The organism is Amycolatopsis sp. NPDC005232 (assembly GCF_040607795.1).
Taxonomy (GTDB): domain Bacteria; phylum Actinomycetota; class Actinomycetes; order Mycobacteriales; family Pseudonocardiaceae; genus Amycolatopsis.
This window is the reverse complement of record NZ_JBEXHL010000035.1, coordinates 48686-75682: the sequence shown is the minus strand read 5'-3', so window position 1 is coordinate 75682 and position 26997 is coordinate 48686. Positions and strand designations below refer to the sequence as shown.

Genomic DNA, 26997 nt, shown 5'->3' with positions numbered 1-26997 from the left:
ACATCAAGCCACCGGCACCGAAGCCACACCCGGAGCCAGGAACGGCTTCCCGTTCACCCGCTCCGAAACCCCCGCGCGGTCCAGGTACGGCGTGATGCCGCCGTTCCAGAACGGCCAGCCCGCGCCCAGCAGCAGGCACAGGTCGATGTCCTGCGCTTCCGCGACCACGCCCTCGTCGAGCATGATGCGGATCTCCTCGGCGATGGCGTTCAGCGCGCGGTCACGCACCTGCTCGGCCGTGGAGGGCGACCCGCCGCGCGTCCAGAGGGCGTCGACCTCCGGGTCGACGGACGCGGTGCCCGAGGAGTCCCAGGTCCACACGCCCTTCTTGCCCGCCTGCACGAACTTGGCGAGGTTCTCGCTCACCGTGAAGCGGTCGGGGAACGAGCCGTGCAGCGTCTCGCCCACGTGCAGCGCGATGGCGGGGCCCACGAGCTGCATCAGGTTCAGCGGCGACATCGGCAGGCCCAGCGGCTCCAGCGCCGAGTCCGCGACCTCGAACGGCGTGCCCTCGTCCACGGACACCAGCACCTCGCCGAGGAAGCGCAGCAGGAGCCGGTTGACGACGAACGCCGTGGCGTCCTTCACCAGCACGCTCGACTTCTTCAGCTGCTTGCCGACCGAGAACGCCGTGGCGAGCGTGGCGTCGTCGGTCTGCTCGCCACGCACGATCTCCAGCAGCGGCAGCACGGCGACCGGGTTGAAGAAGTGGAAACCCACCACGCGCTCGGGATGCTGCAGCTTCGAGGCCATCGCCGTGATCGACAGTGACGACGTGTTGGTCGCCAGGATCGCCTCGGGCGACACGTGCTGCTCCAGTTCCGCGAACACCGCCTGCTTCACTCCCAGCTCTTCGAACACGGCCTCGATCACGAAGTCGGCGTCGGCGAACGCGGCCTTGTCGAGCGACCCGGTCACCAGCGCCTTGAGGCGGTTGGCGGCGTCCGGCGACACGCGCTTGCGGGCGAGCAGCTTGTCGATCTCGTCGTGGACGTAACCGACGCCCTTGTCGACGCGTGCCTGGTCGACGTCCGTGAGCACCACCGGCACCTTGAGGCGGCGCACGAACAGCAGCGCGAGCTGGCTCGCCATCAGGCCCGCGCCCACGATGCCGACCTTGTTCACCTTGCGCGCCAACGACTTGTCCGGCGCACCGGCCGGCCGCTTCGCGCGCTTGTTCACGAGGTTGAACGAGTACAGCCCGGCGCGCAGCACGTCGGACATCAGCAGCTCGGCCAGGCCGTCCGTCTCGGCGGCATACCCGCGGTCGAGATCGTTCTCCCGCGCCAGCTCCAGAAGCTCCACGGCCTTCGTCGCACCCGGCGACGCGCCGTGCGTGCGACCGTCCACGATGGACTTCGCCCGCGCGACCGCGGCGTCCCAGCCGGCGCCGCGGTCGATCTCGCGTCGCGCCGGGGTGACTTCGCCGTTCACGACCTTGGCGAGCCACAGCAGCGACTGCTCGAGGTAGTCGGCCGAGCCGAACACCTCGTCGACGATGCCGAGCTCCGCCGCCTGCTTCACGTTGAGCATCTTGTTCTGCGCCAGCGCGTTCTCGATGATCACGGTCACGGCGGCGTCGGCCCCGATGAGGTTCGGCAGCAGCTGCGTGCCGCCCCAGCCCGGGAACAGGCCGAGGAACACCTCGGGGAACGCGATCGCGGCGGTGTTCTCCGAGAGCGTGCGGTAGTGGCACGACAGCGCGAGCTCGAGCCCGCCGCCCATCACCGCGCCGTTGACGAAGCCGAACGTCGGGATCGTCGACTCGGTGAGCCGGCGGAACACGTCGTGGCCGGTCTGCGCGATCTTCCGGGCCAGCGCCGGGTCCGACACGGCCTCCACACCGGACAGATCCGCGCCGACGGCGAAGATGAACGGCTTGCCGGTGACCGCGATCGCCGCGGGCTCGGCCTCGAATGCCGCGTCCAGCGCGGCGTTGAGCGACACGAGGCCCTGCGGGCCGAACGTGCTCGGCCGGGTGTGGTCGTGGCCGTTGTCGAGCGTGATCAGCGCGACCGGCTTGGCGAGCCCGGGCACCTTCACCAGGCGCGTGACGGCGGTGGTCACGACCTCGTCGGGGAACGTGGCCTTGGCCTCTTCAGCGGTGAAAGTCATTTACTTCGCCCCCTCGAACGCCGGGTTCTCCCAGATCACGGTGCCGCCCATACCGATGCCGATGCACATGGTGGTCATGCCGTAGCGCACGTCGGGGCGCTCGGCGAACTGGCGCGCCAGCTGCGTCATCAGCCGCACGCCGGACGAGGCCAGCGGGTGGCCGCACGCGATCGCGCCGCCCCATTGGTTCACGCGCGGGTCGTCCTGGTCGATGCCGAAGTGGTCGAGGAAGGCGAGCACCTGCACGGCGAACGCCTCGTTGATCTCGAACAGGCCGATGTCGTCGATCGACAACCCGGTGCGCTTGAACAGCTTCTCCGTCGCCGGGATCGGGCCGATGCCCATGACCTCGGGCTCGACGCCGGCGAACGAGTAGCCGACCAGCCGCATCGCGACGGGCAGGCCCAGCTCGCGCGCGGTTTCCTCGTCGGCGAGGAGCGACGCGGTCGCGCCGTCGTTGAGGCCCGCGGCGTTGCCCGCGGTGATGCGGCCGTGCGGCCGGAACGGCGTCTTGAGCTTCGCCAGCTGCTCCACGGTCGTGCCCGGGCGCGGCGGCTCGTCCTCAGTGGCCAGTCCCCAGCCGAGTTCCTTCGACCGGGTGGCGACCGGTACGAGCTCCGGGCCGATCTTGCCGGTCTTCACGGCCTCGGCATAGCGCTCCTGGCTGCGCGCGGCGTAGGCGTCGGTGCGCTCCTTGGTGATCTCGGGGAACCGGTCGTGCAGGTTCTCCGCGGTCTGGCCCATGACGAGCGCGGTCGGGTCCACGAGCTTGTCGGCGATGATGCGCGGGTTGGGGTCCACGCCTTCGCCCATCGGGTGGCGGCCCATGTGCTCGACGCCGCCGGCGATGGCGATGTCGTAAGCGCCGAAGCCGATGCCGCTCGCGACCGTGGTCACGGCCGTCATCGCGCCGGCGCACATGCGGTCGATCGCGAAGCCCGGCACGGACTTCGGCAGGCCGGCCAGCAGGGCGGCCGTGCGCCCGATGGTCAGGCCCTGGTCGCCGATCTGGGTCGTCGCGGCGATGGCGACGTCGTCCACGCGCTCGGGCGGCAGCTCGGGGTGCCGCCGCAGCAGCTCACGGATGGCGTTGACGACCAGGTCGTCCGCGCGGGTCCCGGCGTAGATGCCCTTGTCACCCGCCTTGCCGAAGGGGGTGCGTACCCCTTCGACGAACACGACGTTGCGTACCCCACGCGCGGTCGGCGCAAGAGGCGGCGTTGCTGGTGCGGCCACGAATGCTCCTGAAGTAGACAGAAATCCTGTCCGCACGATAGCCCTTGTTACCCACGGGTAACCAGGGGAGTGGCCCGGACGAGTGGGCGACGGCACACTCCCGGGCGGCCCCGGCCCTCAGGAACGCAGGTGGGCGAGCCAGCCACCCTTCGCCGAGATGTCCTCCGCGGCGGCGAGCGCCGCGGGCTCGCACAGGAACCCCGAGACCTCCGAACCGTCGTGCAGGCGCACCCGTCCGATCGCCAGCGGTGCCGGGACCGCCGCCACGAACGCGCCGAAGCCGGCCACCGGGAGATCCCACACCTCGGCCGCGATCGCGACGCCGTCTTCGGCCACGCGCACGAGCCCCGGTTTCGGCGGGGTCGTGGCCAGCGCGTGCAGCCGGTACTCGGGCGCGGTCTCGGTTGCGGTGACGAAGCGGCCGCCGCGAGACGTCAGCTCGTGGTTGAGCGGCTGCCCCCGCAGGTGCGCCCCGACAACCGCGAGGCGCACGCGGTCCTCGACGCCGCGGGCCAGCGCCGCCAGCTTCGCGTCCGCGTCGGCCGGGCCGACGAGCATCACCCCGAACGGCCGCCCACCGACCGTCCCCGCGGGCACGGCGAGCGCGGACAAGCCGAGCAGGTTGGCGAAGTTTGTGAAGCGACCGAGGGCGGCGTTCGTGCCGACCGGGTCCGCGGCCACCTCGGCGAGCGTCGGGTGCCCGGTGGTGGTCGGCAGCAACAGGGCGTCCACAGTGGAGAGCATGGCATCGGCCTCGCGCTTGAGCCCGGCGAGCGTGGCCTGGTCGGCGAACACCCGGTGCGCGGGGAGGTCGCGGGCCGCGGTGATGATGCCCGCGACGGTCGGGTCGACGTCGTCGCGGTGCTTCTCGACGAACTCGCCGACGGCGGTGTAGCGCTCGGCGACGAACGAACCCTCGTACAGCAGCCGCGCCGCGGCGAGAAAAGGCGACAAGTCCACAGTGGTCACCACCGCACCGGCCGCGGCGTAGTCCGCGACCGCCGCGGCATACGCCTCGGCCCAGCCGTCCTCCAGCGGGCCCAGGGAAGCCGGGACGCCGATCCGGACCGCGCTCTCTTCCGACAGGCACCGCAGCGCGAGCTCCGCTTCGCCCACCGTGCGCGCGAAGATCGACACGCAGTCGATGCTCGCGCACGCCGGCACGACGCCGTCCGTCGGCAGCAGCCCCGGCGTCGGCTTCAGCCCGACGATCCCGTTGAACGCCGCCGGGACGCGGCCCGAGCCCGCCGTGTCCGTCCCGAGTGCGAGATCCGCGATCCCCAGCGCGACGGCGACCGCGGACCCCGAGCTCGACCCGCCCGACACGTACGCCGGATCGACCGCGTTGCGCACTGGGCCGTACGGGCTGCGCGTGCCGACCAGCCCGGTGGCGAACTGGTCGAGGTTCGTCGTGCCGAGCACCAGCGCACCCGCCGCCTTCAGCCGGGCGACGACGGGTGCGTCCGCTTCGGGCTCGTAGGCATACGCCGGGCACCCGGCGGTGGTCGGCAACCCGGCGACGTCGATGTTGCCCTTGACCGCGGCGAGCCGCCCGTAGAGCGGGAGCGGATCCCCGGCGGTGTACCGATCCTCGAGTGCTTCGGCTTCGGCCAGGAGCTCGGCCTCCGGGCGCAGGCCGACCCAGATCTCGGGTCGGTCGACCTGCTCGATCCGCCGGTACGCGGCGTGCACGCGTTCGCGGATCATCCGAGCACCACCAGCGGGGTGCCGGGCGCGACCTGGTCACCGGGGGACACGAGCACCTCGAGCACCTTTCCATCGGCGGGCGCGGGGATGCGCGCCTCGGTTTTCATGGCTTCCAGCGTGACCAGCGACTGCCTGTGGTCCACCCGCGTGCCGGGCTCGACGTCCACCCGCCAGACCGTGGCGGCGAACGGGGCCTCGACGACGTGGCCGCCCGGCGGCGCCTGCACGCGGGCCGGCGGCCTCGTGACGGGTTCCGGCTTCGGGTCGAACTCGCCCGCGGCGGCCCACGCGCGGCGTTCCGCCTCGAACGCCGCCGACTGCGTGGTGCGGAACCCGGCGATGCTCTCGGCGTTGTCGGCCAGGAACCGCTGGTAGTCGGCGAGGCGGAACTCCCCGTCGGTGATGTCGAGCTCCAGCTGCCCGGCGGAGCCGCGCGCCCGCAGGTCCAGCAGCTCGTCGGCCGACACCGGGTACCACGAGATCCGGTCGAAGAACCGCAGCAGCCACGGCGACCCCGGCTTGAACGCGCCGCGCTGGTGCCAGCCGCTCCACACCTGCACGGTGCGGCCGACGAACTGGTACCCTCCCGGCCCTTCCATTCCGTAGATGCACAGGTAGGCGCCGCCGATGCCGACGGAGTTCTCGGCCGTCCACGTCCGGGCCGGGTTGTACTTCGTGGTCACCAGCCGATGCCGCGGGTCCAGCGGGGTGGCGACGGGGGCGCCGAGGTAGACGTCGCCGAGGCCGAGCACGAGGTACTCGGCGTCGAACACCGTGCGGTAGACCTCGTCCACAGTAGACAGACCGTTGACGCGGCGGATGAACTCGATGTTCCACGGGCACCACGGGGCGTCGTCGCGCACGCCCGTCATGTACCGCTCGATCGCCTCGCGCGTCGCCGGGTCGTCCCACGACAGCGGCAGCCGCACCCCGCGGCTCGGCACCACCAGGTCCGCGGTGCCCGGCAGGTCGCCTTCCAGCTCGCGCACCAGGCCGAGGGCCTTGCCGACCGGCAGCGCGTCCGGGTCGACGTGCACCTGCAGCGACCGGATGCCCGGCGTGAGGTCGACGATCCCCGGCACGCCTTCGGCGGCGAGGCGCTCCGCCAGCGCGTGGACGCGCATCCGCAGCGCGAGGTCGAGGGTCATGTCGCCGTATTCGACGAGCAGGTTGTCATCGCCGCTGCGCCGGTAGGTCACCGACGGCTCGCCGTCCTGTGCGATCCGCCGGGCGAGCACGCCGCCGTCGTCGAGGGCGTCTCGGCTGGCGAGCAGCGGCACCGCCGGTAGGCGGCGCAGGGCCGCGGCGTGGTCGGTGTCGATCGGGACGAAGCGCACGGTGTCACCCGGACGCAGCTGGCCGAGTTTCCAGCGCTCGCCGGTGGCGACCGTCGCCGGGCACACGAACCCGCCGAGGCTCGGGCCGTCCGGGCCGAGCAGGATCGGCAGGTCGCCGGTGTAGTCGACGGCGCCGATCGCGTAGGGCGTGTCGTGGATGTTGGACGGGTGCAGCCCGGCTTCACCACCGTCCTCCCGCGCCCACTGCGGGCGCGGCCCGACGAGCCGGACGCCGGTGCGCGCGGAGTTGAAGTGCACCTGCCAGTCGGTGCGGTAGAAGGTCTCGATGTCGGCCGGCGTGAAGAACTCCGGCGCCGCGTGCGGTCCTTCCAGCGCGCCGATCGTCCACTGTGTACCCAGCCGCGGCCGGTCGCCGGCGGGGACGGCGCCGGCGACCGGGTCCGCGGGCTCGGCGCCGGGCGTGAGCACATCGCCCGCCGCGAGCGCCCGGCCGCCGTGGCCGCCGAACCGGCCGAGCGTGAACGTCGCCGCGCTGCCGAGGAACTCGGGCACGACGAGTCCGCCCCGCACGAGCACGTAGCTGCGCAGCCCGGCCGTGCCCGCGCCGACATCGAGCGTGCCGCCGGCCGGGACCACGATCGGCGTCCACCCGGGAGCCGGGGCACCGTCGAGCAGCACGGGTGCCGTGGCACCGGTGACGCAGACAGTGGTGTCGGCGGAGAACCGCAGCGTGACACCGTCCACAGTGCACTCCAGGCCGGCCGCGCCCTCGGGGTTGCCGAGCGCCAGGTTGCCCAGCCGCAGCGACAGGTCGTCCATCGGGCCGGACGGCGGCACCCCGACGTGCCAGAACCCGGTGCGGCCCGGCCACTCCTGCACGGTGGTCATCGTGCCGCCGCGCACGACGTCGATCCGCGGCTCGTCGTCGGTGACGCCGTCGAGCGTGGCGGTGTCGTGAGTGGCGCTGGTGAACGCCGGATCGACGGCCGCGGCGCGGAGCTGACCGAGGTTGGTGCGCAGCCCGCCGACACCGGTGACCGCGAGGGCCGCACGCAGGTTCGCCAGCGCGTCCGCGCGATCGGTTCCGGTGCAGATCACCTTGGCCAGCAGGGGATCGTAGTGCGTGGTGACGGTGGTGCCGGCCTCGATCCACGTGTCCACGCGGACGCCCGGCGGCAGCGAGACGCCGGTGACCAGTCCGGCGCTCGGCCGGTGGTTCGCGCTCGGGTCCTCGGCGTAGACGCGGGCCTCGAACGCGTGCCCGTGCGGCTCGGGTGAGGTGGTTCCGGGTGCGGTGGTGAACATCCCGCGGTCGCCCTGGGCGAGCCGCAGCATCCAGCCGACCAGGTCGATGCCGTACACCGCCTCGGTCACCGGGTGCTCGACCTGCAGCCGTGTGTTGACCTCGAGGAACGCGGCCTCCTCGCGCACGGGGTCGTAGACGAATTCGACCGTGCCGGCCGAGCGGTAGCGCACCGACGAGCACAGCGCCACGGCCGCGTCGGCGAGCTGCCGCCGCACCGCGTCCGGCAGATCCGGCGCAGGGCACTCCTCCACGACCTTCTGGTTGCGCCGCTGCAGCGAACAGTCGCGCGTGCCCAGCGCGAGGATCTCGCCGGCGCCGTCGCCGAAGACCTGCACCTCGATGTGCCGGGCGCTCGTCACCAGCCGCTCCAGGAACACGCCGGAGCTGGCGAAGCTCTTGGCCGCGACGCTGCGAACGGTGTCCCACGCGGCGGACAGCTCCTCGGCCGACGCGCACGCGCGCATCCCGATCCCGCCGCCGCCCCCGGTCGCCTTGAGCATCACCGGATAGCCGATCCCGGCCGCTTCCGCCAGGGCTTCGTCGAGGTCGCCGAGCAGCCCGGTGCCGGGCAGCAACGGCACTCCGGCCGCGATCGCGGCCTCGCGCGCGGTGTGCTTGCTGCCGAACACCTCCAGGTGCTCCGGCGCCGGGCCGACGAACGCGATCCCTGCGCTCTCGCAGGCACGGGCGAACGCGGTGTCCTCGCTGAGGAAGCCGTACCCCGGGTGGATCGCGTCCGCCCCGGTGTCGAGCGCGGCCCGGATGATCGCGTCGGCCCGCAGGTAGCTTTCGGCCGCGGGTGCTGGGCCGAGCCGCACGGCCTCGTCGGCCAGGCGGACGTGGGGCGCGGTGCGGTCGGCGTCGGAGTACACGGCGACGGTGGGGATGCCCAGCTCGCGGGCTCCGCGCAGCAGGCGCACGGCGATCTCGCCGCGGTTGGCGACCAGCAGCTTCACGCCGCACGCTCCGGTTCGGTCACGACCATCCGCACCGGCGTCGGGTCGAACCCGTTGCAGGGGTTGTTGATCTGCGGGCAGTTGGACACGAGCACGAGCACGTCGGTCTCGGCGCGCAGCCGGACTTCCAGGCCCGGCGCGGAGAGGCCGTCGACGATGCCGAGCGTGCCGTCGGCCTCGACGGGCACGTTCATGTACCAGTTGACGTTGCTCACGAGGTCGCGTTTGCCGAGGCCCCACTTGCTGCCCTCGATGAGGAAGTTGTCGGCGCAGGCGTGCTGGAACCGCGTGTGCTGGCCGTAGCGAAGGCTGTTGGACTCCTTGCTGCACGCGCCGCCGAGCGTGTCGTGGCGGCCGCAGGTGTCGGCGACGACGGTGACCAGCGGCGCGCCCTCGCCGGTGCGCAGCACGCTGCCCGTGGTGAGGAAGATGTTGCGCTGCGCGGCGATCGTCACCGCGGCGCTGTAGCGGCGGGAGGTGTCGTTCGCGTCGTAGCAGAGGAAGTCGACGGCCTGGTTGCCGCCGAGGTCGATGATCGTGAGCTCCTGGCCGCGGCGCAGCACGGTGGAGAACGGCGCCCGCGCGGGCACTTCGACGTCGAGCACGGTCGTGGTCATGCGAGCCCCCGGGCGGTGAGGTAGTCGGCGGTGTTCTCGAACGCCCGCCGAGCTTCCGGCGTGTGGGTCCACTCCGGACTGTCCGGAGTCGTGGGCCGGTCCCGCCAGGCGAGGACGCGCAGCGGCGTCACGGTGTAGTCCTCGCGCGGGTCGAGCGGATGCGCGGTGTTGGCCAGGAGCACGACCACCGGCAGTTCGACGCGCAGGTCGACCGAGGCCCCGGCGCCCGCGGAGCCGGTGAACTCGAGCCCGCCGTCCGTGTCGACCCGCGCACCCTGGAAGAACGACAGGCTGGGCGGCAGATCCCGTGGCTCCAGGCCGTTTTTCGCCGCCGCCAGCGTGAACAGCGGTACCCCGGCCGGCGAGGGACCTTCAGGTGCGCCGTCGCCGTAGCGCTCGGTGTTGCCGTCCACAGTGGACGTACCGCACAACGCGTCGTGCCGGCCGCCGGTGTCGGCCACGACGGTCGCGAGCACCCGGGCCTGGTCCGAGAGCAGTGCGACGGATTCCCCGAGGTAGGCGTTCCACTGCACCTTCACGGTGTCGGCGACGTTGAGCCGTTCCCACGGCCCGTCGGCGTTGAACAGCAGCAGGTGCGCGCAGGCGTCGCCCTCGAGGTCGGTGAGCCGCAGCCGGGTGCCGCGCGCGAGGACCTTGTGCGTGTAGCCGCCGCCCGCCACGGTCTCGGCCCAGGTCAGCGCGGCGGGCTCGACTCCGGGCGGCGCGGGCCACCCGGTCGCCGGGATCGTCGGCATCGTGTCGACGACCGTGCCGGCTTGGGCGCGGGCGTGGTCGCGCGCGCCGTACGTGGTTGCTGTGGTGCTCATGGACGTCCTCTCAGACCGCGGGTTCGAGGGCGGGGGCGGTGGTCCGGCGCAGCCGCAGCCAGCAGAACCAGCCGATCAGCAGGGCGGCGCCGACGAACTCGACGGGGAACAGCAGCAGCCAGGGCGAACCCGAGCCGGCGAGGTCGTAGATCTCCGCGCGGGGCCAGGCGATGTTCACGATCATCACCACGCCGTAGGCGACCGCGGCGACGTTCACCGGGACCGCCCAGCGTCCCAGCGAGAACAGACCGGGCTCGGCGGGAAAGCGCCCGCGCAGCCGGCGCACCAGCAGCGGGCCGGTGACCAGCAGGTACGCGAGGTAGACCACGACCACCGAGGTGCCGGTGATCGTGCTGAACAGCGTCGGATTGCCGACGTTCACGCCGAGCAGCGCGATCGCCAGCGCACCGGAGATGACGGCGGGCCACAGCGGCGTGCCGGTGCGCGGGTTGACGCCGGAGAGGCGTGCGGAGAACGGCAACGCGTTGTCGCGGGCCATCGCGTAGATCAGCCGGATGGTGCCGGTCTGGATGGTGAGCGTGCAGACGATCACGGCGATCGCGACGTCGGCGAGGAAGACCCGGCCGAAGGTGTCGCCGAAGACGGCCGTGATCACGTACGGCAGGCCGTGCCCGGCGAGCTCGCCGTCGGTGAGGCTCGGTGCGGCCATGAGCGCGGTGAGCACCACGGCGAGGCCGCCGAGGCCGGACACGAGCACTGCGCGCAGCACGGCTCGCGGGGCCGCCCGGCGGGCGTCGCGCGTCTCCTCTGCGACCGAGGCCGCGGTGTCGAACCCGTACAGCACGTACGCGGCCATCAGCGCCGAAGCGAGCACGCCGCCGATCCCGGCCGCGGAGGCGCCATCGCTCACCGGGACGCTGTGCACCACGACTTGCGGCCCGCGCACGGCGAACAGTGCCAGGCCGCCGATGAGCACGACGACGCCGATCAGCTCCGCGGCGACCCCGACGTCGTTGATGCGGGCCATCACGCGGACTCCGGCGGCGTTGACCACCGTGGTGAAGACGATCAGCAGCGTGCCGAGCAGCACGGCGTTCGTGGCACCGGTCGGCGACGTCACCGACGGGTCGCCGCCGACGAGCTGGAACCCGCTCCACACCGAGGGGAGCACGATCTGCAGCGCGATCGCCGCGGCGGCGAGTGCGACAACGCAGCCGAGCAGCATCATCCAGCCGGCGAGCCAGCCGGCGAAACCGCGCGCGAGCTGCTTGGCCCACTGGTAGACGGATCCGGCGAGCGGGTAGCGGGCGGCCAGCTCCGCGAAGACGAGCGCGACGAGGATCTGCCCGGCGAGCACGAACGGCCACGACCAGAAGAACAGCGGGCCGCCGAAGGTGTAGCCGAACCCGAAGAGCTGGAAGACGGTGGTGAGGATCGAGACGAAGGAGAAGCCGGCCGCGAAGGCGGAAAAGCCGCCCAAGCTGCGGCGGAGCTCCTGGCGATAGCCGAACTGCGTGAGGTCGTCGGAGGGGACCGAGGGCGCGGGCATGCGAGGCTCCCGTCTGCTGGCGGGTATTTCGATCGGTTGACCGAAATTAAGCCGCCGGTGGGTCGCTGCCGTCTCGCCCGCGTAAGGCGAGTGTTAACGGGTGTTTCCGGAAGGGGCTGTCGCGCGTAACACGACGGGGCGCCTGGCAGGATCGGTCGGGTGGACGGGAAGGCGACGGGAGTGGGGCGGCCGCGCGCGAGCGGCGCGGCGGCGAGCCGCCAGGACGCGCGCGAGGCGGTGCTCGACGCGGCGGGGGAGTTGTTCACCGGCGCCGGGTACGCGGCGACCACCACCCGCGCGATCGCCGAGCGCGCGGGCCTGCGGCAGGCGTCGCTGTACTACCACTTCCCGGCCAAGGAGGACATCCTGGCCGAACTGCTGGCGGCCACGGTCCGGCCTTCCCTGGCGGTCGCGGTCGGGCTGGTCTCCTCGCCCTCGGCTGAGCCGGCGAGCGTGCGGCTGTGGGCGCTGGCCTACGCGGACGTGCGGCTGCTCGGCGGGGCCCGGCACAACATCGGCGCGCTGTACCTGCTGCCCGAGGTGTCGTCGCCGAACCTCGCGGGGTTCCGCGCGGATCGGGCCGAGCTCAAGGCCGCGTACGGCACGCTCGTGCGGATCGCCGGTGCGCCCGCGATCCGCACGGACCTGGTGTTCGGCCTGGTGGAGAGCACCGCTATCACGCGCCGCGACGACCCGGCGCTCGACGTCGAGGCCCACGCTCGCGAAGCGGCCGACGCCGTCGTCCGGCTGGCCGGCCTCGGCGAACCGGACGACACGCTGCGAGCGGCGGCCCGCGCGCTGCTCACTGTGGACGGTCGGACATAATGCGCATTGTGGACACATCGCTTCGGTGGTGCCTGTGAAGTTCTTCCGTTCGCGACCGTTCGACGAGGCAGCCGCGCTGCGTGGCTCGGCGGCGTGGTCGCGCGGCCGCGAAGGCGCGCGTGACCTGCTGGAGCGCTTCGGGGTCGCCGTCCGGCTGGGCGAACTGGGCGAATGGCGCGACGCGGAGCCGGTCTTCCGCGAGCTCGTCCCGCCCATGACCCGCGAATTCGGCCCGCGCAGCAAGGAGACGCTGCGCCTCTGGGTGCAGCTCGCGATGTCGTGGTCCGGGCAGGGCCGCCCCGACGAGGCCGTGCCCCTGCTGGCCGAGACGGAGGACGTCTACGAGCAGACCTGGGGCCCCGAAGCCGCCACGATCTGGTGCCGCCGCATGCTCGTCGAGGCCCTGGGTGTGGCCAACCGCATCGACGAGCGTGTCGCCGCGTCGGCGTCGGTGGTCCGCTACTGCGCCTCCGAACTCGGCGACGCCGACCCGCTGACCCGCGAAGTCCGCTTCGGCGACTTGATCGCACTGTGCGATGCCGACCGCCAGGACGAGGCCCTGCGCGAACTGGCGGACAAGATCGTGCCGCATCTGAAGAAGCCTTTCGACCTCGACTGGGCGGAGGCTGCGCGCCTCGAGATCACCGCCGAACAGGGCAACGCGGCGGCTTCGCTGCCACCCCTGCGTGATCTTGCTGCTCGGCATCCTCGGCACGGCTTCTTCCGGCAGTGCCTCGCGGACACCCTCGTGGCCAACGAGGACCACGCCGAAGCCGCCGCCCTGCTGACGGACCTGGTCGCCCAGTTCTGGGGCGGGTGGCGGCCGGTGCTGCGCAACCGCGGCACGCTGGCGCAGATCCACCCGGACCCGGAGGTGGCGGCGTTCCACGCCCGCGCGGTGCTGGCGGCGGTGGCGTGGCCGGTGGGACATCCGGAAGTGCTTGCGGCGCAGGAGGTTCTGGACCGCTTCGGCTGAGTACTTGCGCCCGGAGCCCTCCCTGTACCGGTGCCGGGTGGGTCGGCCACTAGGCCTGGGCACAAGCGGTCCTCGACCGCGTTGGCCGGGTCCGGCAGACTGCTCCGGTGCTCAGACCGCGTGGCCGCCGGCAATGAAACTCTTCCGTTCCCGCACCGCACCCTCGGTGGCCGACGAGGTGGCCAGGCTGCGGGCAGTGCTGGCGAAGGCTCGTGATCCCGAAAGCCTGGCTGCCTTGGAGCGCCGGTTCGATCTGGGCTGCCTGCTCATGAAGACGGGGGATTGGCCCGCCGCCGAAGTCTTGTTCGCGGAGCTTGCGCCCGCCGAGGCGCGGGTGGTCGGCGCGCGACACCCCAACACGCTGGCCGCCTGGACGAACCTCGCCCTCAGCCAGGTCGAGCAGGGCCGCCCGGACGAGGCCATCCCGGTTCTGGCGCAGACCGCCGAGGCCTACGAACGAACGTGGGGCGCGAAGCAGCCCGGCACGTTCCACGCCCGCCTCCTCGTCGCGCAAGCGCTCGTGGTTGCGGCGCGCTACGCGGAGGCGCTTGACGTGCTCGACACCCACCTGCGCACCTGCGCGGCAGAACTCGGCCCGGCCCACGCGGTGACGCTGACGATCGGCTACGGCAAGGTCTCCGTGCTGCGGGCGCTCGACCGGTTCGACGAGGCCGAGCGTTTGCTCGCCGAGCTCGCGTCCCACGCCACCACCGACCGCCGGCGCGATACGGCTGCCGCGATCGGCTTGGTGATCCGCGCCGGTCGGGGCGATCCGCGAGCTGCCATCGCGCCCCTGCGCGAGCTCCTCGCCCGCCACGGCACCGACGCGTTTCGCGAGGCTCTAGCCACGGCCCTGCGCCGCGCTGGCGAAGCCGAGGAAGCCGCCGCCTTGCTGGGCTCGATCCTCGCCGGCCGCCCGGAACACTCCCGCGAGTCTCTGCTGATTCGCTCCTCGCTCGCCCGGGCCTACCTGGAGACCGGCAACCTCGACGCCGCCGAACACGAAGCGGGCGCCGCGCTGACCGCCGGCGCCTGGCCGCTCGGCCACCCCGCCCTTCTCGCAGCGCACGCGACACTCGCGCGCGTTGCGGCGTGTCGTGGCCACCGCGAGGAGGCCCTCCGCGGCCTGGAAACCGTGGTTGCCGGCCTCACTGCGGTCCTCGGCCCTGCCCATTCGCGGACGCTCGAGGCTGCAGCTTGGCTCAGCGAGGTGTGACCCGCTTCAGGACCAAGGCGCGATGCTGCCATCGACGGCAGGCGCAGCAGCGGCTCAGGCCGGCCGCGCCACGCCGGCACCGGCGGTTCTCCACGGCAAGCCGCGGGCGGATCGGTTGCCGTGGCCGCCGGCGGCTCATGTGGGTGGTTCGATCCGGTGCGAAACCTGGCCTGCCGCCAGGCTGGGTCCTGCCGACAAGCCCGCGAATTTCAGGCAGAAGCCGTCGTGTGCAACGCCTTGCTCAGCGCCCCCACGGTCAGCTCCACCTGCCACGGCCGGGCCCCGCCCGCTTGCAGCACCGCGGCCACCCCGTCTTCCGACAGGTCCGTCGGCGGGCGCCAGCACGTGCGGCGCACCAGGTCCGGCAGCATGAGGTTTTCCACCGGCAGCCGGCGGTCCTCGGCGATGGCGGCCAGCGCCGCGCGCGCCGCGGAGAGGCGGGCGGCGGCGTCGGGGTCCTTGTCGGCCCAGCGGTTGACCGGGGGTGGGCCGTCGGACGGCTGGGTGGGGCTGGGGAGCTCGCTCGCGGGCAGCGTCTTGGCCGCCTGCAGGTGCCGCAGCCAGCTGGCTGTGTACTTGCGCTGCACGCGGCCGCTGAACACCGGCAGGGCCTGCAGCTCCTCGACGGTCTTCGGGTCGGAAGTCACGGCGTTGACGATGGCGCTGTCGGGCAGGATGCGGCTGGGGGCGCGGTCGCGTTTGCGGGCCAGCTCGTCGCGGGCCTGCCACAGCTCGCGCACGGCGGCGAGGCCGCGCGGGTTGCGGATCTTGTGCACGCCCGACGTGCGGCGCCAGGGTTCGGCGCGCGGGGCGGGCGGCGGCGCGGTGCGCACGGCCTCGAACTCCTGCCGCGCCCACTCGAGCTTGCCCTGGGACTCCAGTTCGACCTCGAGACGTTCGCGCAGCTCGTTGAGGAGCTCGACGTCGAGGGCGGCGTAGTTGAGCCAGTCGACGGGCAGCGGCCGCTTCGACCAGTCGGCGGCGCTGTGGCCCTTCTCGAGCGTGTAGCCGAGCAGCAGTTCGACGAGAGTGCCCAGCGCCACGCGCTCGTAGCCCGCCAGCCGGCCGGCCAGCTCGGTGTCGAAGAGGCTCTTGGGGCGCAGGTCCAGCTCGGCCAGGCACGGCAGGTCCTGGGACGCGGCGTGGAGCACCCACTCGGTGTCGTTGAGGACTTCGCGCAGGGGCGCGAGGTCGTCGGCCAGCGCGATCGGGTCGAGCAGCACCGTGCCGGAGCCTTCGCGGCGCAGCTGCACGAGGTAGGCCTTGGGGAAGTAGCGGTAGCCGGACGCCCGTTCGGTGTCCACGGCCACGGCACCGGTTCCGGCGGCGAGCCGCGCGCACGCCTCGGCGAGCGCCGCCGGATCGGTCACCACGGGGGGTGTGCCTTCGGCGGGCTCGCGTAGCAGCACGGGCGATCCGGCGTCCTCGGTGGTGGTCTCTCCGGTCCGGGCGCCGTCCGCCTGTGCACTTCCCATAGCTGACGACCCTACGGGACGGGCGTACCGCGCCTGGTCCGCCCGCCCCGCAGGGCCTTTGTCTGCCTTCGTCAGCGGATCACACCGGCGCGCATTGCCAATGCGACCATCTGTGCCCGGTCACCCGTGCCGAGCTTGCGCCCGATGCGGGAGAGGTGCGACTTCACGGTGAGCGCGGAGAGGGAAAGTTCCTCCCCGATCTCCTTGTTCGACTGCCCGTCGGCGACGAGCTGGAGCACCTCGACCTCACGGGCGGAGAGCTCACGCGGGGTGTTGTCGGTACCCGCGACCCGTGTGCCGGTCGCCAAAACCGGGGCCACGCTCGGGTCGGCGTACACGCCGCCTTCCAGGACCCTGCGCACGCCGTCGGTGACAACCACCGGCGACGCGGACTTCAGCAGGTACGCCTGGGCGCCGGCCTGGAACGCCGACCGAACCGCGTACGGGTCGTCGGACGATGCGAGCACCACCACGCGCGGCCATCCGTGGCTACGGAGTTCCGTAACCAGCTCGATGCCGCTGCCGTCCGGCAGTCCGAGATCGAGGATCGCCAGGTCGCACGGGCCGGTGGCCTGTGCTCGCGCCCTCGCCTCGGCCACCGTGGCGGCTTCGTGGACCGTGCCCGCACCCATCTGTGCGAGTCGTGCTGCGATTGCCTCCCTCAAAAGCGGGTGGTCATCGACCACCAACACGGAAAAAAGCTCTTCCCGCGGGTGCGGAACCATGCTCGCCGGCAATGCACCGGCTGGCGTGGATCGAACGGCCTGAGAAATGCCGACGGTAGCCACGTCACTACCTCCCTGGAGTCGGTCGTGCCCCCCGACCGGCACCGGGACCTTCGGCCGTTCAGCCGCGCCAGCTTTAGACCGAAAGTGGTGTCGTCGAAGGCACTGTAGCCGCCCCGGGGCCGTTACGGGGGGATCGAATGGGTATCTATCTGAAACGACTCGTCACTCAGGGCGTTCACCGTCACACGATCGGGCTAGTGCTGAGCCCGTTGCTAACGGAACGGCTTCCGGAGGCGATGCAACAGAGTTACCGAACCCGAAACGCCCGTGCAGGTGGGCCGTGCACCTGCGGGTGCTTCCACCCGGACGTCTCGTGCGCAGTCCACCAGACACCGGAAATCGCCCTCCTCCGGGGCAAGATCAACTTTCTTCACGTTTGCACAGAGTGTTTTCGAGAGGCTCCGGGCGGGGCTGTATCGCGGGCTCCGGGGGTCTCGGGTGGCTTTGGGGGCGTGACCAGGGCATGACAGCCCGTGATCATGGGGTCTTCACGAACGTGGGCGTCCGCGCGTGCTAGCGCGTGCGGTCCCAGGTGGACGGACGTGAACGGCTCTCAGAATCGCGTTCGGTCCGCCGCCGGTGTCGTCGGTTGTCCAGACCACGTCGAGCGCTCCTGGGCGCTCCTGGACGTTCTGAGGGCGCGCGAAGGCCCCGGACAGGCGGCCCGTCCGGGTGAACTTCGGTGGATCAGGAGCTCTGGCGCTGTTCGAACAGCGTTACGCCGACCGGCGGCAGCCCCACGACGCTCGCCATCACCTGGCAGAACGCGTAGCCGTGGGCGCGCAGCGCGGCGTCGGTGGGCGTCCAGGACGCCCGCAGCTCGAGGTCGTCGGTGCGCGAGGGCCCGGAGATTTCGCCGAACCGCGCCGACGAGGTTTCCGTGACCGTGCCGCCCAGTGCCGTCCACGAGGCGCCCGACGATTCCAGCGCATCGGTCAGCCACGACCAGCCGACGGCGGGCAGGAACGGATCGGTGGCCAGCTCGCGGTCGAGCTCCGCCCGCACGTACATGACCAGCCGCAGGACGCCGTCCCAGCCTTCTTGGCCGTCGGGGTCGTGCAGCAGCACCAGCCGCCCCGACGCCAGCACGTCCGCCGGCCCCTCCACTTCACAGCTCACGGCGAACGACCACGGCGCCAGCCGCTGCGGCGCCCGCATGGTCTCCAGCCGCACCTCGGGACGCGGCCGCACGGACTTCAGCGCCGCGACGGCTTCGCGGAAGAGTTCGGGCACTGGCGTCATCGCGGTCACGCAACGACTGTAGGGCGGCGACGCCCCGTTGCGGACGCAGGCGCGCCGAGGGACGACCCGACCGGCCCAGTGGTCCACCGGTGCGTCGCCGGGGCGGACGAATCAGGCGCGGAGGCTTGATCAGGACGGCTTCGGTGGCAGTGCTGGTCGCGGCTTCGGCGGTCGGGCCGAGGGGGTCGGGGAACAGTGGGAGCCGACCCGGCGAGGGCGGCACGCAGCTCGGCGATCGGATCCGAAGGGCTCGGCGCGCAGGCCGCCGAGCGGCCCGCCGGCTGCTCGCCGCCCGCGAGCAACGGAGGACGAACGCGGCCGAACCCGGCACCGGGGCTGCCCCGCCCAGGCGGGAGCACAAGGCGTGGGACGATGGGCTTCGTGCCTGAGCTTTCGTCTGTGTCTGAGTCCTTCGCGTCCGAAACGGCCCCGGCTGTCGCCGCGCGGCGTGTGCTGGCGGAGTCACCGTTCCTGGCCGCAGCGCGCGGGGAGAAGCCCGTGCGCACGCCCGTGTGGTTCATGCGCCAGGCCGGGCGGTCGCTGCCGGAGTACCGGAAGCTGCGCGAGGGCGTCGCGATGCTCGACGCGTGCTTCGACCCCGAGATGCTCGCCGAGATCACGCTGCAGCCGGTGCGCCGGCACGGCGTCGACGCGGCGGTCCTGTTCAGCGACATCGTGGTGCCGCTGAAGGCCGCGGGCCTGGACATCGACATCGTGCCCGGCACGGGGCCCGTGGTGGCCGAGCCGGTGCGCGACCGCAAGGCCGTGCGGGCGATTCCGCTGCTGGAGACCGAGCAGGTCGAGCGCGTGGCCGAGGGCGTGGGCCTGCTGATGGAACGCCTGGGCGACACGCCGTTGATCGGCTTCGCCGGCGCGCCGTTCACGCTGGCCAGCTACCTCATCGAGGGCGGCCCGAGCCGCAACCACGAGCACACCAAGGCGCTCATGCACGCCGAACCCGAGCTCTGGCACGAGCTCGCCGGCCGCCTCGCCGACATCGCGCTCACGTTCCTTCGTGCGCAGCTCGACGCGGGCGCCGACGCCATCCAGCTGTTCGACTCGTGGGCCGGCGCGCTGTCCGAGCGCGACTACCGCGAGTTCGTCCAGCCGCACTCCGCGAAGGTGCTCGCCGGCGTCGCGGGCTACGGCGTGCCGCGGATCCACTTCGGCGTCGGCACGGGCGAGCTGCTCGTGGCGATGCGCGACGCGGGCGCCGACGTCGTCGGGGTCGACTGGCGCGTGCCGCTCGACGAGGCCGTGCGCCGGCTCGGCGGCACGGCCGTGGTGCAGGGCAACCTCGACCCGGCGCTGCTCTACGCGGGCTGGCCGGTGATCGAGGCCGAGGTCCGCCGGATCGTCGACGAGGGCCGCGCGGCCGACGGGCACATCTTCAACCTCGGCCACGGCGTGCTGCCGAGCGTCGAGCCCGAGGTCCTCACCCGCGTTGCCGAGCTGGTGCACTCGCTGTGAAGCACGTCGCCGTCGTCGGCGGCGGCATCTCCGGCCTTACCGCGGCCTACCGTTTGCGGACGCTGCTCGGCGACGCCGTCGCGATCACCGTCTTCGAAGCCGCCCCCGCAGTCGGCGGCAAGCTCCGCACGGCCGAGGTCGGCGGCGTGCCCTACGACGTCGGCGCCGAAGCCTTCCTCGCCCGCCGGCCCGAGGTCACGGCGCTGGTCGCCGAGATCGGGCTGGGCGAGCGCCTGGTCCACCCCACGAAGGCGCGCGCCAAGATCCACGCCGGCGGCACCGTCGCGGGACTCCCGCCCGGCACGGTCATGGGCGTGCCCGCCTCCGCCGACGCCGTGGCCGGCGTGCTCTCGGAAGACGGCCGCCTCGCCGTCGAGAAGGAACGCTCCCTCGGCCCCGTCGAGCTCACCGCCGCCGACGTGGCCCTCGGCCCGCTGCTGCGCACCCGCTTCGGCGACGAGCTCGTCGACCGGCTCGTCGACCCGCTGCTCGGCGGTGTCTACGCGGGCGGCGCCGACGGCCTCGGCCTGCGCGCGACCATGCCCGGCCTGGCCAAGGCCGTCGCCGACGGCGCCGGGTCGCTCACCGACGCCGCGGCCGCCCTGCTGCCGAAGACCCCCGGCACCGCGCCCGTGTTCGGCACGCTGACCGGCGGCCTGACCACACTCCTCGACCGCCTGCGCGAGCTGTCCCGCGCCACCGTGCGCACCTCCGCCACCGTCCGCGCCCTGACCCGCACCGCGAACGGCTGGCGCCTCGACGTGGGCGCCGCCGCCCCGGCCCATGCTCCCGAGGACACCCCGGTGGACGTCGACGCCGTCGTGCTCGCCGTGCCCGCCCCTGCCGCGCGCAAGCTGCTCACCGACCTCGTCCCGGCCGCGTCCCAGGCGTTCGGCGAGGTCGAGCTGGCGTCGATGGCCGTGGTCGCCCTCGCGCTGCCGCCCGGCACCGAACTTCCCGACGCGTCGGGGATCCTCATCGGCGCCGGCGAGAAGGACGCCGAGGGCGTGCCCTACGCGTCGAAGGCCTTCACTTTCTCCGCCAACAAGTGGGCCCACTACGGCGCTGCCGGCCCGGTGCTCGTCCGCGGCTCCGTCGGCCGCTTCCGAGAGCCCGGCGCGCTGAACGGGGACGACGAAGCCCTGGTACACGCCGTCCGCGACGACCTCGCCCGCCTCACCGGCGTCACCGCCGAGCCGCTCGACACGCTGGTCACCCGCTGGGGCGGTGGCCTGCCGCAGTACGGCGCCGGGCACCTCGAGCGCGTGACGCGCATCGAAACCGCCGTCAATGAGCTCCCGCGCCTGGCCGTCGCGGGCGCGACGCTGCACGGCGTCGGGCTGCCGGCGTGCGTCGCCACCGCAGACGCCGCCGCGAAGCGGATCGCGGCGAGCTTCACAGTGTGACGTGACGGAGGCGCTTGGCGCCCGTATGCCGCGCGGTGCGAGGATGGAGCCATGGCGCGGCTGAACTACAACGAGCTCAACGACAGCATCCGCTACACCGCCTGGTCGGTCTTCCGGGTCGAGCCCGGCCGCCTCGGCGAAGACCGCGGGACCGCGGGGCAGGAGACGGCGGAGTTCCTCGACGGGCTCGCCGACAAGGGCGTGGTGGTGCGCGGCGTCTACGACCTGTCCGTGCTCCGGGCCGACGCCGACTACATGGTCTGGTGGCACGCCGAGGAGATCGAGCAGGTCCAGGCCGCCTACAACGGCTTCCGGCGCACGCCGCTGGGCCGCGCGTCGACCCCGGTGTGGAGCCAGGTCGCGCTGCACCGCCCGGCGGAGTTCAACAAGAGCCACATCCCGGCGTTCCTCGCCGGCGAGGAAGCGCGCAAGTACATCTGCGTGTACCCGTTCGTCCGCTCCTACGAGTGGTACCTGCTGCCGGACGAGGAGCGGCGCAAGATGCTCGCCGACCACGGCAAGGAAGCCCGTGACTACCCGGACGTGCGCGCCAACACCGTGGCGTCGTTCGCGCTCGGCGACTACGAGTGGATCCTCGCGTTCGAGGCCGACGAGCTGCACCGCATCGTCGACCTGATGCGCCACCTGCGCGCGACGGAGGCCCGTCGCCACGTGCGCGAGGAGACCCCGTTCTACACCGGCACGCGCGTGGCGCCCGCCGAGCTCGTCGCGGCACTGCCGTAACCGCCGTGCAGGACGTGCTGGCCGGGGTGTGGCAGACGCTCACCGGCGAATCCCTCCCGGCCGTGTCCTTGACCGGCGACGAATCCTTGCTGCCCGGCACTTTCCGGGTCGAGGCCGCCGCGACGGCGGGCATCGCGGCCGCCACGCTCGCCGCCGGTGAGCTGCTGCGCCAGCGCGGCATCGAGCCTGGCACGGTGGGCGCCGACACGCGCCACGCCGCGGCCGCCGTGCGCAGCGAAGCCTTCGTGCGCGTGAACGGCGAGCTGCCCCCGAGCCCGTGGGGTCCGATCGCCGGTGACTACCTCGCGTCCGACGGCTGGGTCAAGCTCCACGCGAACTACCCGCGCCACGAGGCCGCCGTGTGCTGGTCGCTCGGTGTGCCTGCGAAGCGCGACGCCGTCGCGAAGACCGTGGCCGCCAAGACGGCCGCCGAGGTCGAGTCCGCCGTGGTGACAGCGGGCGGCGCGGCCGCGCTCATGCGTTCGCGCGACGAGTGGCTCGCGCACCCGCAGGGCCAGGCCGTCGCGGGCCTGCCGCTCGCCGAGATCCGGCAGATCGGCGACGCGCCGAAGAACACGCTGTTCGACTCTGACCGGCCGCTGGGCGGGGTCCGGGTGCTGGAGCTGACGCACGTGCTCGCCGGGCGCGTCGCCGGTCGCGTGCTCGCGGCCCACGGCGCGAACGTGCTGCACGTCGGCGCCGCGCACCTTCCGCGCATCCCCGCGCTCACGATGGACACCGGCCACGGCAAGCGTTCGGGGTTCGTCGCGCTCGACACCGAGGGCGGCCGCGCGCGGCTGAAGAAGCTCATCGCGCGTGCCGACGTGGTGCTGCAGTCGTTCCGCCCCGGCGCGCTGGAGCGAATCGGATTCGGTCCGGAGGTGTTGGCCGAGCTGAGGCCGGGTCTCGTCACGGCCGACCTGTCGGCCTACGGCTGGGCCGGCCCGTGGGCCCGCCGCCGCGGGTTCGACAGTCTGGTGCAGATGGCATCGGGCATCGCCGAGGAAGGCGCTCGCGTCGCCGGCACCGACCGGCCGACGCCGCTGCCCGCACAGGCGCTCGACCACACCACGGGCTGGCTCGCGGCCGCGGCGATCATGACGGCGGTGCGCCGCACGGTCGTCGAGGGTGGCAGCTGGAACGTGCGGTTGTCGCTCGCGGGAACGGGCCGGTGGCTGGATTCGCTGGGGCGCAAGGAGTCGACTGTGTCCAGTGTGGACTCAGCGGACTACGGTGACCTCGTCGAAGAAGTCGACAGCGACTTCGGCAAGCTCACCCGCGTGAAGATGGCGGGCGACCTGCCGGGCGCTCAGCCGCACTGGGACCACGCGTCACACCTGCCCGGAGCCGACAGCGCGGTGTGGCACCCGGTCAGCTCCTGAACCAGCGCCGCCGCTTCGCGGGTTCCCGGGCGCCGACCCAGGCCGCGAACGCGTCGGCGTACTCGCGCGCCCGGATCGCGTCGGTTTTCGGGTGCGCGGCGGCGTAGGCGTCGAAGAGCGGGCCGAAGCGCTCGCCCAGGCTGTCTGCCAGGTCGGGGCGCAGATACGCCATGAGCCGGCGGCGTTTGGTGAGCAGGACGTCGGCTTCGACGCGCAGCCGGTCCGGCGCGAAACCCGGCGGGGGCGGGGCGCCGGTGAGCAACGCGTCGAGCAGCGCGGCCTGCCGAGCGGCGAGCTCCTCGCGGCTCACGCCGTCACCGTCGCGCGCAGGGTGGCGAGCTCCGCGGCTAGCTCGGTATCAGTGGGGTAGTCGTCGTCGCGCTCCAGCAGCACACCCGGCGGGTCGGCGCGGCGGCGCAGCTCGGCGAGCAGGTCGAGCACCTCGGGCAGCACCGGGTGCGCGTGCGTGTCGTGGTAGACGCCGTCGCGTTCGACGCCGCCCGCCATGTGCACGTAGGCCAGGCGCTCCCAGGGAATCCCGTCGAGGAACGTCACCGGGTCGGTGCCGACGTTGCGCGCGTTGGCATACAGGTTCGCCACGTCGATGATCAGCAGGCACCCCGTGCGCTCGGTCAGCTCGGTGAGGAACTGCTCCTCCGACAACGTGTTCTCCGGCCACTGGAGCACGGCCGCGATGTTCTCCAGTGCCAAGGGGACATCCACAATGGACTGAGCGAGGCGGACGTTGGCCACGAGCACGTCGAGCGCTTCGCGCGTGCGCGGCAGCGGCATGAGGTGCCCGGAGTCGAGCCCGCCCGCGCGGACGAAGCACACGTGGTCGCTCGCGAGCGGCGCGTCGAGCGCCCGGGCCAGCTCGGCGAGGTGCTCGACGCGCTTCGTGTCCAGCGGTTCCGCCCCGCCGAGCGAGAGCGACACGGCGTGCGGCAGCACGGGCAGGCCGCGTTCCCGCAACGCCAGCAGGCTCTCCGGCAGGTGCGGCGCGTGGAGGTTCTCGGCGACGACCTCGACCCAGTCGACGCCCGGCAGCCGCGCGATCGACAGGTCCAGCTCGGCCCGCCAGCCGATGCCGACGCCCAGCCGGTCAACCACCGCAACCCCCGCCACCGCACGAGGAACCACTGCTGCATGAGGAACCACTGCTGCACGAAGACCCGCTGCTGCAGGAGGACGAGGTGCTGCACGAGGAACCACCGCTCGACGAGCCACCGCCGGGCCCGGCGAACGGCTGGAACGGCGGGATCAGCGCCGCACTCAGCTCGTCGTCCGGATACATCGCGAGCCCGCCCAGCGCCACGGCGCCGGCCGCTCCGGCGAGCAGCAAGGCCGGCCGCGCCGCACCGTGCGTGCGGCTCGAGAATCGGGCGTGCGTCAGAGCCCCGTGGCCCCTCGGCGTGATCCCCACGCGCTTGCGGCCGCGCACGACGGAGGCGACGACGGTCAGCACCAGGGCCACCACGAGCAGCAGGAAGAGCCAGCCGACAGGCCGGCCGTGCGACGCACCTGTCACGAACCGCACGGCGCCGATCGCCAGGAGAACCAGGTAGGCCAGCAACACCGTGTTGTGGAACGGACGCGCTTCGCTGCCCGAGGTGAGCAGGCCGGCGCGCTGCATCTCGGCTTCGAGGTCGCTCATCGCCTTCGACCGCGCGGCCTTCGCCCGCAGACTGCGCGTGGTACCGCCCTTGGCGCCCTTGGCGCCTTCATGCACCGAGCGTTCGATCTTGTGCCACGGGTGTTTCCCCGCGGCCGTCACGAGCCCTTCGCTGTTCACGCGCAGCAGGCCGCGGTCCACCAGCGCCGCGATCGCCGTGTCGGCCACGCGCTCGGGCCCGCCGGCGAGGTACGCGAGGTGGTAGACGTCCGGCAGCTCACCGGTGTGCTCGACCGCCCGCGTGCGTGCGACGCGCGGCCACACCACCTGGACCACGAGCACCACAACCAGCGCGATTCCGTACCACGCCAGGAACTGCGGTCCCGAAATCCCCCAGGTTTCGTCCACGGTGTGCCTCCCTCACCCTCGCAATCGCCGGACCCTACCGACCCGGTTCACCGGGTGGGTCGGCACAACTGACGCCGTCCGCGGCGCCACGGTTCCGTCAGCAGCTGCCGGAGCCGCCGCCACACCCCGAGCCGCCACCGCAGCTCGAACCGCCACCGCAGCTCGAACCGCCACCGCTCCAGAAGCCGCCCGTCGGTGAGCTGAAGTAAAACCAGCCACGGCTGGGACCGGCGCCGGGGTACCCGGTAACCAGGGTCTTGGGTTTCTTGCCACGGCTGAAGGCGATCCGCATCCGGCGGTCGGGATGGTTGGCCAACCCGCCGACCGTGACGGCACCCGCGGCTCCCGTCACGAGGCTGCGGTCGCCCCACGCCACGCGCACGGCTTCGTCACCCGCGTCGGTGCGCTGAACTGCCTGCGATGACCGGATGACGGCCACCACCCCGAGAACCGCGACGACGACCACGGCCGCGGCGACGAACCAGCTCCCGGAAACCACCCCCAGCGCAAGCGAGCACGGCTTGCGCCGCGGCCACCCACCACCACCCGCGGCGCACCTTCGCGATGTCGACGACGAGTCCCCGCGTCACAAGGTCCGCGACGAGCGCGGCCATCACGTCCGTCTCGACGAGTCGCCTGATGACGTCGGCGAAGTTCGGTGCCCGCACGCCGACGAGCTCGGCTGCCGCCACGCCGAGCGGATCGGCAGGTGCCAACGGAGTGCGGTACAGCCGGCCGCTGCTGTCGAGCCGCAGCTGCTCGCGTTCGATCATCGCCGTTACCACGGTCTCGCCGGCCCGGCGCGGCCCGCCGGTGAGCAACGCGATTTGCGCGAGCGAATCGAGCCGGGTGTCGCCGAGGAAGCCGGCGCGGGTCCGGCGTTCGCGGCGGAGGCCGTCGAGGAACACGAGCACGCCGAGCAGCGTGCCGGTGATGGTGGCGATGAGGGTCATGGCGCCTCCCCAGTGCGTCGTGTCTCGTGCACGCGCGGGAAGACGCCGTGGTTGCCCGGAGCTTCCCTAAGCCTCCCTTAAAAAAGAGCGCCCTCCCGATGGGGGGAGGGCGCTCTTGGGTGATCGTCGGTGTTACTCGGTCTCGGGAACGAGCTTCAGCGAGATCGAGTTGATGCAGTAGCGCTGGTCGGTCGGCGTGTCGTAGCCCTCGCCCTCGAAGACGTGGCCGAGGTGGCTGTGGCACGAGGCGCAGAGCACCTCGATGCGCTTCATACCGAGTGTGCGGTCTTCGCGCAGCAGCACGGCGTCGGAGTCCGTCGGGTCGAAGAACGACGGCCAGCCGCAGTGGCTTTCGAACTTCGTATCGCTGCGGAACAGTTCGGCACCACAGGCGCGGCACTCGTACGCGCCGGTGGTCTTGGTGTCGGTGTACTCGCCGACGAACGGCCGCTCGGTGCCGGCCTGGCGAAGCACCGCGTACTCCTCGGGGTTGAGCTGCTCGCGCCACTCCTGCTCGGACTTCACCACACGGGGCGTGGTGCCGACCACGGGTTTCATACCTTTCACTTCGCCCACGTTACCCCGCCAGGAAAGCGATCGCGTGGGTCACGATCTGCCATGCGGTCACGATCACCCCGAGCACGATCAACGCCGCGATGAGCGCCGAAACCCAATAGCGCAGCCCGCCCGCGCGGCTGCTGGAATCGGCGAAGTCGGAGACCTGGTCGAGGCACGCTTCGACGGTGAACGTCGGGCCCGTGCGCTCCATCCGGTCGAGGTGCGCGGCGAACGCGCGCGCCTCCGGGTCGTACGGATCCAGCCCGACGAGATCCTCGTGGAACCGAGGATTCCAGCCCGGCTGTACAGCTCCGCTCTCGGCCATGGCTCCACGGTAGGCCATCACCCCTGCTCACCACACTCCCCGCGC

23 protein-coding genes are annotated in these 26997 nt (G+C 72.4%); 7 read left to right on the top strand and 16 right to left on the bottom strand.

What is annotated here, in order from left to right:
• Window positions 1-3: 3 nt before the first annotated feature.
• The 7 genes from ABZU76_RS41825 to ABZU76_RS41795 form a co-directional block, all read right to left on the bottom strand.
• Window positions 4-2115, bottom strand: coding sequence for a 3-hydroxyacyl-CoA dehydrogenase NAD-binding domain-containing protein (locus ABZU76_RS41825; RefSeq protein WP_354880909.1), 2112 nt, complete (start codon window positions 2113-2115; stop codon window positions 4-6).
• Window positions 2116-3351 carry a thiolase family protein gene (locus ABZU76_RS41820; RefSeq protein ID WP_354880906.1) on the bottom strand — a complete coding sequence of 412 codons (1236 nt, stop codon included), beginning with the start codon at window positions 3349-3351 and terminating at the stop codon, window positions 2116-2118. It lies immediately after the preceding gene.
• 117 nt (window positions 3352-3468) lie between these two features.
• Window positions 3469-5058: an allophanate hydrolase gene (locus ABZU76_RS41815; protein WP_354880903.1), complete on the bottom strand. Its 1590-nt coding sequence runs from the start codon at window positions 5056-5058 to the stop codon at window positions 3469-3471.
• Entirely contained in the window at window positions 5055-8618 is a 3564-nt protein-coding gene (uca, locus tag ABZU76_RS41810; RefSeq protein WP_354880900.1) for an urea carboxylase, read from the bottom strand. The genes ABZU76_RS41815 and uca overlap by 4 nt, the downstream gene beginning before the upstream one ends.
• Window positions 8615-9235 carry an urea amidolyase associated protein UAAP2 gene (locus ABZU76_RS41805; RefSeq protein WP_220238365.1) on the bottom strand — a complete coding sequence of 207 codons (621 nt, stop codon included), beginning with the start codon at window positions 9233-9235 and terminating at the stop codon, window positions 8615-8617. Before ABZU76_RS41805 ends, uca begins: the two co-directional genes overlap by 4 nt.
• Window positions 9232-10062, bottom strand: coding sequence for an urea amidolyase associated protein UAAP1 (locus tag ABZU76_RS41800; protein WP_354880895.1), 831 nt, complete (start codon window positions 10060-10062; stop codon window positions 9232-9234). The genes ABZU76_RS41805 and ABZU76_RS41800 overlap by 4 nt, the downstream gene beginning before the upstream one ends.
• 10 nt (window positions 10063-10072) lie before the next feature.
• Complete coding sequence (locus tag ABZU76_RS41795) at window positions 10073-11572, bottom strand: amino acid permease (RefSeq protein WP_220238367.1); 1500 nt, start codon at window positions 11570-11572, stop codon at window positions 10073-10075.
• Window positions 11573-11731: 159 nt separating this feature from the next.
• On the opposite strand from ABZU76_RS41795, the gene ABZU76_RS41790 reads away from it, so the two are divergent.
• From ABZU76_RS41790 to ABZU76_RS41780, 3 genes are all read left to right on the top strand, one after another.
• Window positions 11732-12397, top strand: coding sequence for a helix-turn-helix domain-containing protein (locus ABZU76_RS41790; protein ID WP_354880892.1), 666 nt, complete (start codon window positions 11732-11734; stop codon window positions 12395-12397).
• Window positions 12398-12431: 34 nt separating this feature from the next.
• Window positions 12432-13373 carry a tetratricopeptide repeat protein gene (locus tag ABZU76_RS41785; protein WP_354880889.1) on the top strand — a complete coding sequence of 314 codons (942 nt, stop codon included), beginning with the start codon at window positions 12432-12434 and terminating at the stop codon, window positions 13371-13373.
• A gap of 166 nt (window positions 13374-13539) precedes the next feature.
• Window positions 13540-14589 carry a tetratricopeptide repeat protein gene (locus ABZU76_RS41780; protein WP_354880886.1) on the top strand — a complete coding sequence of 350 codons (1050 nt, stop codon included), beginning with the start codon at window positions 13540-13542 and terminating at the stop codon, window positions 14587-14589.
• 209 nt (window positions 14590-14798) lie between these two features.
• On the opposite strand, the gene ABZU76_RS41775 is transcribed toward ABZU76_RS41780, so the two are convergent.
• The 3 genes from ABZU76_RS41775 to ABZU76_RS41765 all read right to left on the bottom strand — a co-directional run bounded on the left by ABZU76_RS41775 (window position 14799) and on the right by ABZU76_RS41765 (window position 18103).
• On the bottom strand, window positions 14799-16064 hold the full coding sequence (locus tag ABZU76_RS41775) for a ribonuclease D (protein ID WP_354880883.1): 1266 nt from the start codon (window positions 16062-16064) through the stop codon (window positions 14799-14801).
• Between the two features lie 71 nt (window positions 16065-16135).
• Complete coding sequence (locus ABZU76_RS41770; RefSeq protein WP_033261886.1) at window positions 16136-16852, bottom strand: response regulator transcription factor; 717 nt, start codon at window positions 16850-16852, stop codon at window positions 16136-16138.
• Between the two features lie 687 nt (window positions 16853-17539).
• Entirely contained in the window at window positions 17540-18103 is a 564-nt protein-coding gene (locus tag ABZU76_RS41765; protein WP_220238372.1) for a DUF3000 domain-containing protein, read from the bottom strand.
• Window positions 18104-18466: 363 nt separating this feature from the next.
• Here ABZU76_RS41765 and hemE point away from each other — a divergent pair, with 363 nt between their 5' ends.
• The 4 genes from hemE to ABZU76_RS41745 are packed head-to-tail and all read left to right on the top strand — an operon-like array spanning window position 18467 to window position 23096.
• Window positions 18467-19564 carry a uroporphyrinogen decarboxylase gene (gene hemE, locus ABZU76_RS41760; protein WP_354880879.1) on the top strand — a complete coding sequence of 366 codons (1098 nt, stop codon included), beginning with the start codon at window positions 18467-18469 and terminating at the stop codon, window positions 19562-19564.
• Window positions 19561-20970, top strand: a complete 1410-nt coding sequence (gene hemG / locus ABZU76_RS41755) for a protoporphyrinogen oxidase (RefSeq protein ID WP_354880876.1) — start codon at window positions 19561-19563, stop codon at window positions 20968-20970. Before hemE ends, hemG begins: the two co-directional genes overlap by 4 nt.
• A 51-nt stretch (window positions 20971-21021) precedes the next feature.
• Window positions 21022-21714 (top strand): hydrogen peroxide-dependent heme synthase, encoded by a 693-nt coding sequence (gene hemQ, locus ABZU76_RS41750; RefSeq protein WP_354880873.1) that lies wholly within the window; start codon window positions 21022-21024, stop codon window positions 21712-21714.
• 5 nt (window positions 21715-21719) lie between these two features.
• A complete protein-coding gene (locus ABZU76_RS41745; RefSeq protein WP_354880870.1) occupies window positions 21720-23096 on the top strand; it encodes a CoA transferase in 1377 nt (458 codons plus the stop codon).
• Here the strand turns inward: ABZU76_RS41745 and ABZU76_RS41740 are convergent.
• The 6 genes from ABZU76_RS41740 to ABZU76_RS41715 all read right to left on the bottom strand — a co-directional run bounded on the left by ABZU76_RS41740 (window position 23086) and on the right by ABZU76_RS41715 (window position 26952).
• The gene (locus tag ABZU76_RS41740) at window positions 23086-23406 is read right to left on the bottom strand and encodes a hypothetical protein (protein ID WP_354880867.1); all 321 of its coding nucleotides are present in this window, start codon (window positions 23404-23406) and stop codon (window positions 23086-23088) included. The two genes, ABZU76_RS41745 and ABZU76_RS41740, sit on opposite strands and share 11 nt — an antisense overlap.
• Window positions 23403-24206 (bottom strand): DUF692 domain-containing protein, encoded by an 804-nt coding sequence (locus tag ABZU76_RS41735; protein ID WP_354880864.1) that lies wholly within the window; start codon window positions 24204-24206, stop codon window positions 23403-23405. The genes ABZU76_RS41740 and ABZU76_RS41735 overlap by 4 nt, the downstream gene beginning before the upstream one ends.
• On the bottom strand, window positions 24199-25116 hold the full coding sequence (locus tag ABZU76_RS41730; protein WP_354880861.1) for a TIGR04222 domain-containing membrane protein: 918 nt from the start codon (window positions 25114-25116) through the stop codon (window positions 24199-24201). The genes ABZU76_RS41735 and ABZU76_RS41730 overlap by 8 nt, the downstream gene beginning before the upstream one ends.
• 389 nt (window positions 25117-25505) lie before the next feature.
• Window positions 25506-26069, bottom strand: a complete 564-nt coding sequence (locus ABZU76_RS41725) for a TIGR04222 domain-containing membrane protein (protein WP_354880858.1) — start codon at window positions 26067-26069, stop codon at window positions 25506-25508.
• Window positions 26070-26201: 132 nt separating this feature from the next.
• Window positions 26202-26627, bottom strand: coding sequence for a peptide-methionine (R)-S-oxide reductase MsrB (gene msrB, locus ABZU76_RS41720; protein ID WP_354880855.1), 426 nt, complete (start codon window positions 26625-26627; stop codon window positions 26202-26204).
• A 19-nt stretch (window positions 26628-26646) separates the two neighbouring features.
• The gene (locus ABZU76_RS41715) at window positions 26647-26952 is read right to left on the bottom strand and encodes a hypothetical protein (protein ID WP_220238380.1); all 306 of its coding nucleotides are present in this window, start codon (window positions 26950-26952) and stop codon (window positions 26647-26649) included.
• Window positions 26953-26997: the final 45 nt, after the last annotated feature.

What these genes read in the sequence shown, in the direction of transcription:
- ABZU76_RS41775 (WP_354880883.1), bottom strand. Translation starts at nt 16,064, where the DNA reads ATGGGAAGTGCACAGGCGGACGGCGCCCGGACCGGAGAGACCACCACC.
- ABZU76_RS41825 (WP_354880909.1), bottom strand. Translation starts at nt 2,115, where the DNA reads ATGACTTTCACCGCTGAAGAGGCCAAGGCCACGTTCCCCGACGAGGTC.
- hemQ (WP_354880873.1), top strand. Translation starts at nt 21,022, where the DNA reads ATGGCGCGGCTGAACTACAACGAGCTCAACGACAGCATCCGCTACACC.
- ABZU76_RS41815 (WP_354880903.1), bottom strand. Translation starts at nt 5,058, where the DNA reads ATGATCCGCGAACGCGTGCACGCCGCGTACCGGCGGATCGAGCAGGTC.
- ABZU76_RS41725 (WP_354880858.1), bottom strand. Translation starts at nt 26,069, where the DNA reads ATGACCCTCATCGCCACCATCACCGGCACGCTGCTCGGCGTGCTCGTG.
- msrB (WP_354880855.1), bottom strand. Translation starts at nt 26,627, where the DNA reads ATGAAACCCGTGGTCGGCACCACGCCCCGTGTGGTGAAGTCCGAGCAG.
- ABZU76_RS41805 (WP_220238365.1), bottom strand. Translation starts at nt 9,235, where the DNA reads ATGACCACGACCGTGCTCGACGTCGAAGTGCCCGCGCGGGCGCCGTTC.
- ABZU76_RS41800 (WP_354880895.1), bottom strand. Translation starts at nt 10,062, where the DNA reads ATGAGCACCACAGCAACCACGTACGGCGCGCGCGACCACGCCCGCGCC.
- ABZU76_RS41795 (WP_220238367.1), bottom strand. Translation starts at nt 11,572, where the DNA reads ATGCCCGCGCCCTCGGTCCCCTCCGACGACCTCACGCAGTTCGGCTAT.
- hemE (WP_354880879.1), top strand. Translation starts at nt 18,467, where the DNA reads ATGGGCTTCGTGCCTGAGCTTTCGTCTGTGTCTGAGTCCTTCGCGTCC.
- ABZU76_RS41715 (WP_220238380.1), bottom strand. Translation starts at nt 26,952, where the DNA reads ATGGCCGAGAGCGGAGCTGTACAGCCGGGCTGGAATCCTCGGTTCCAC.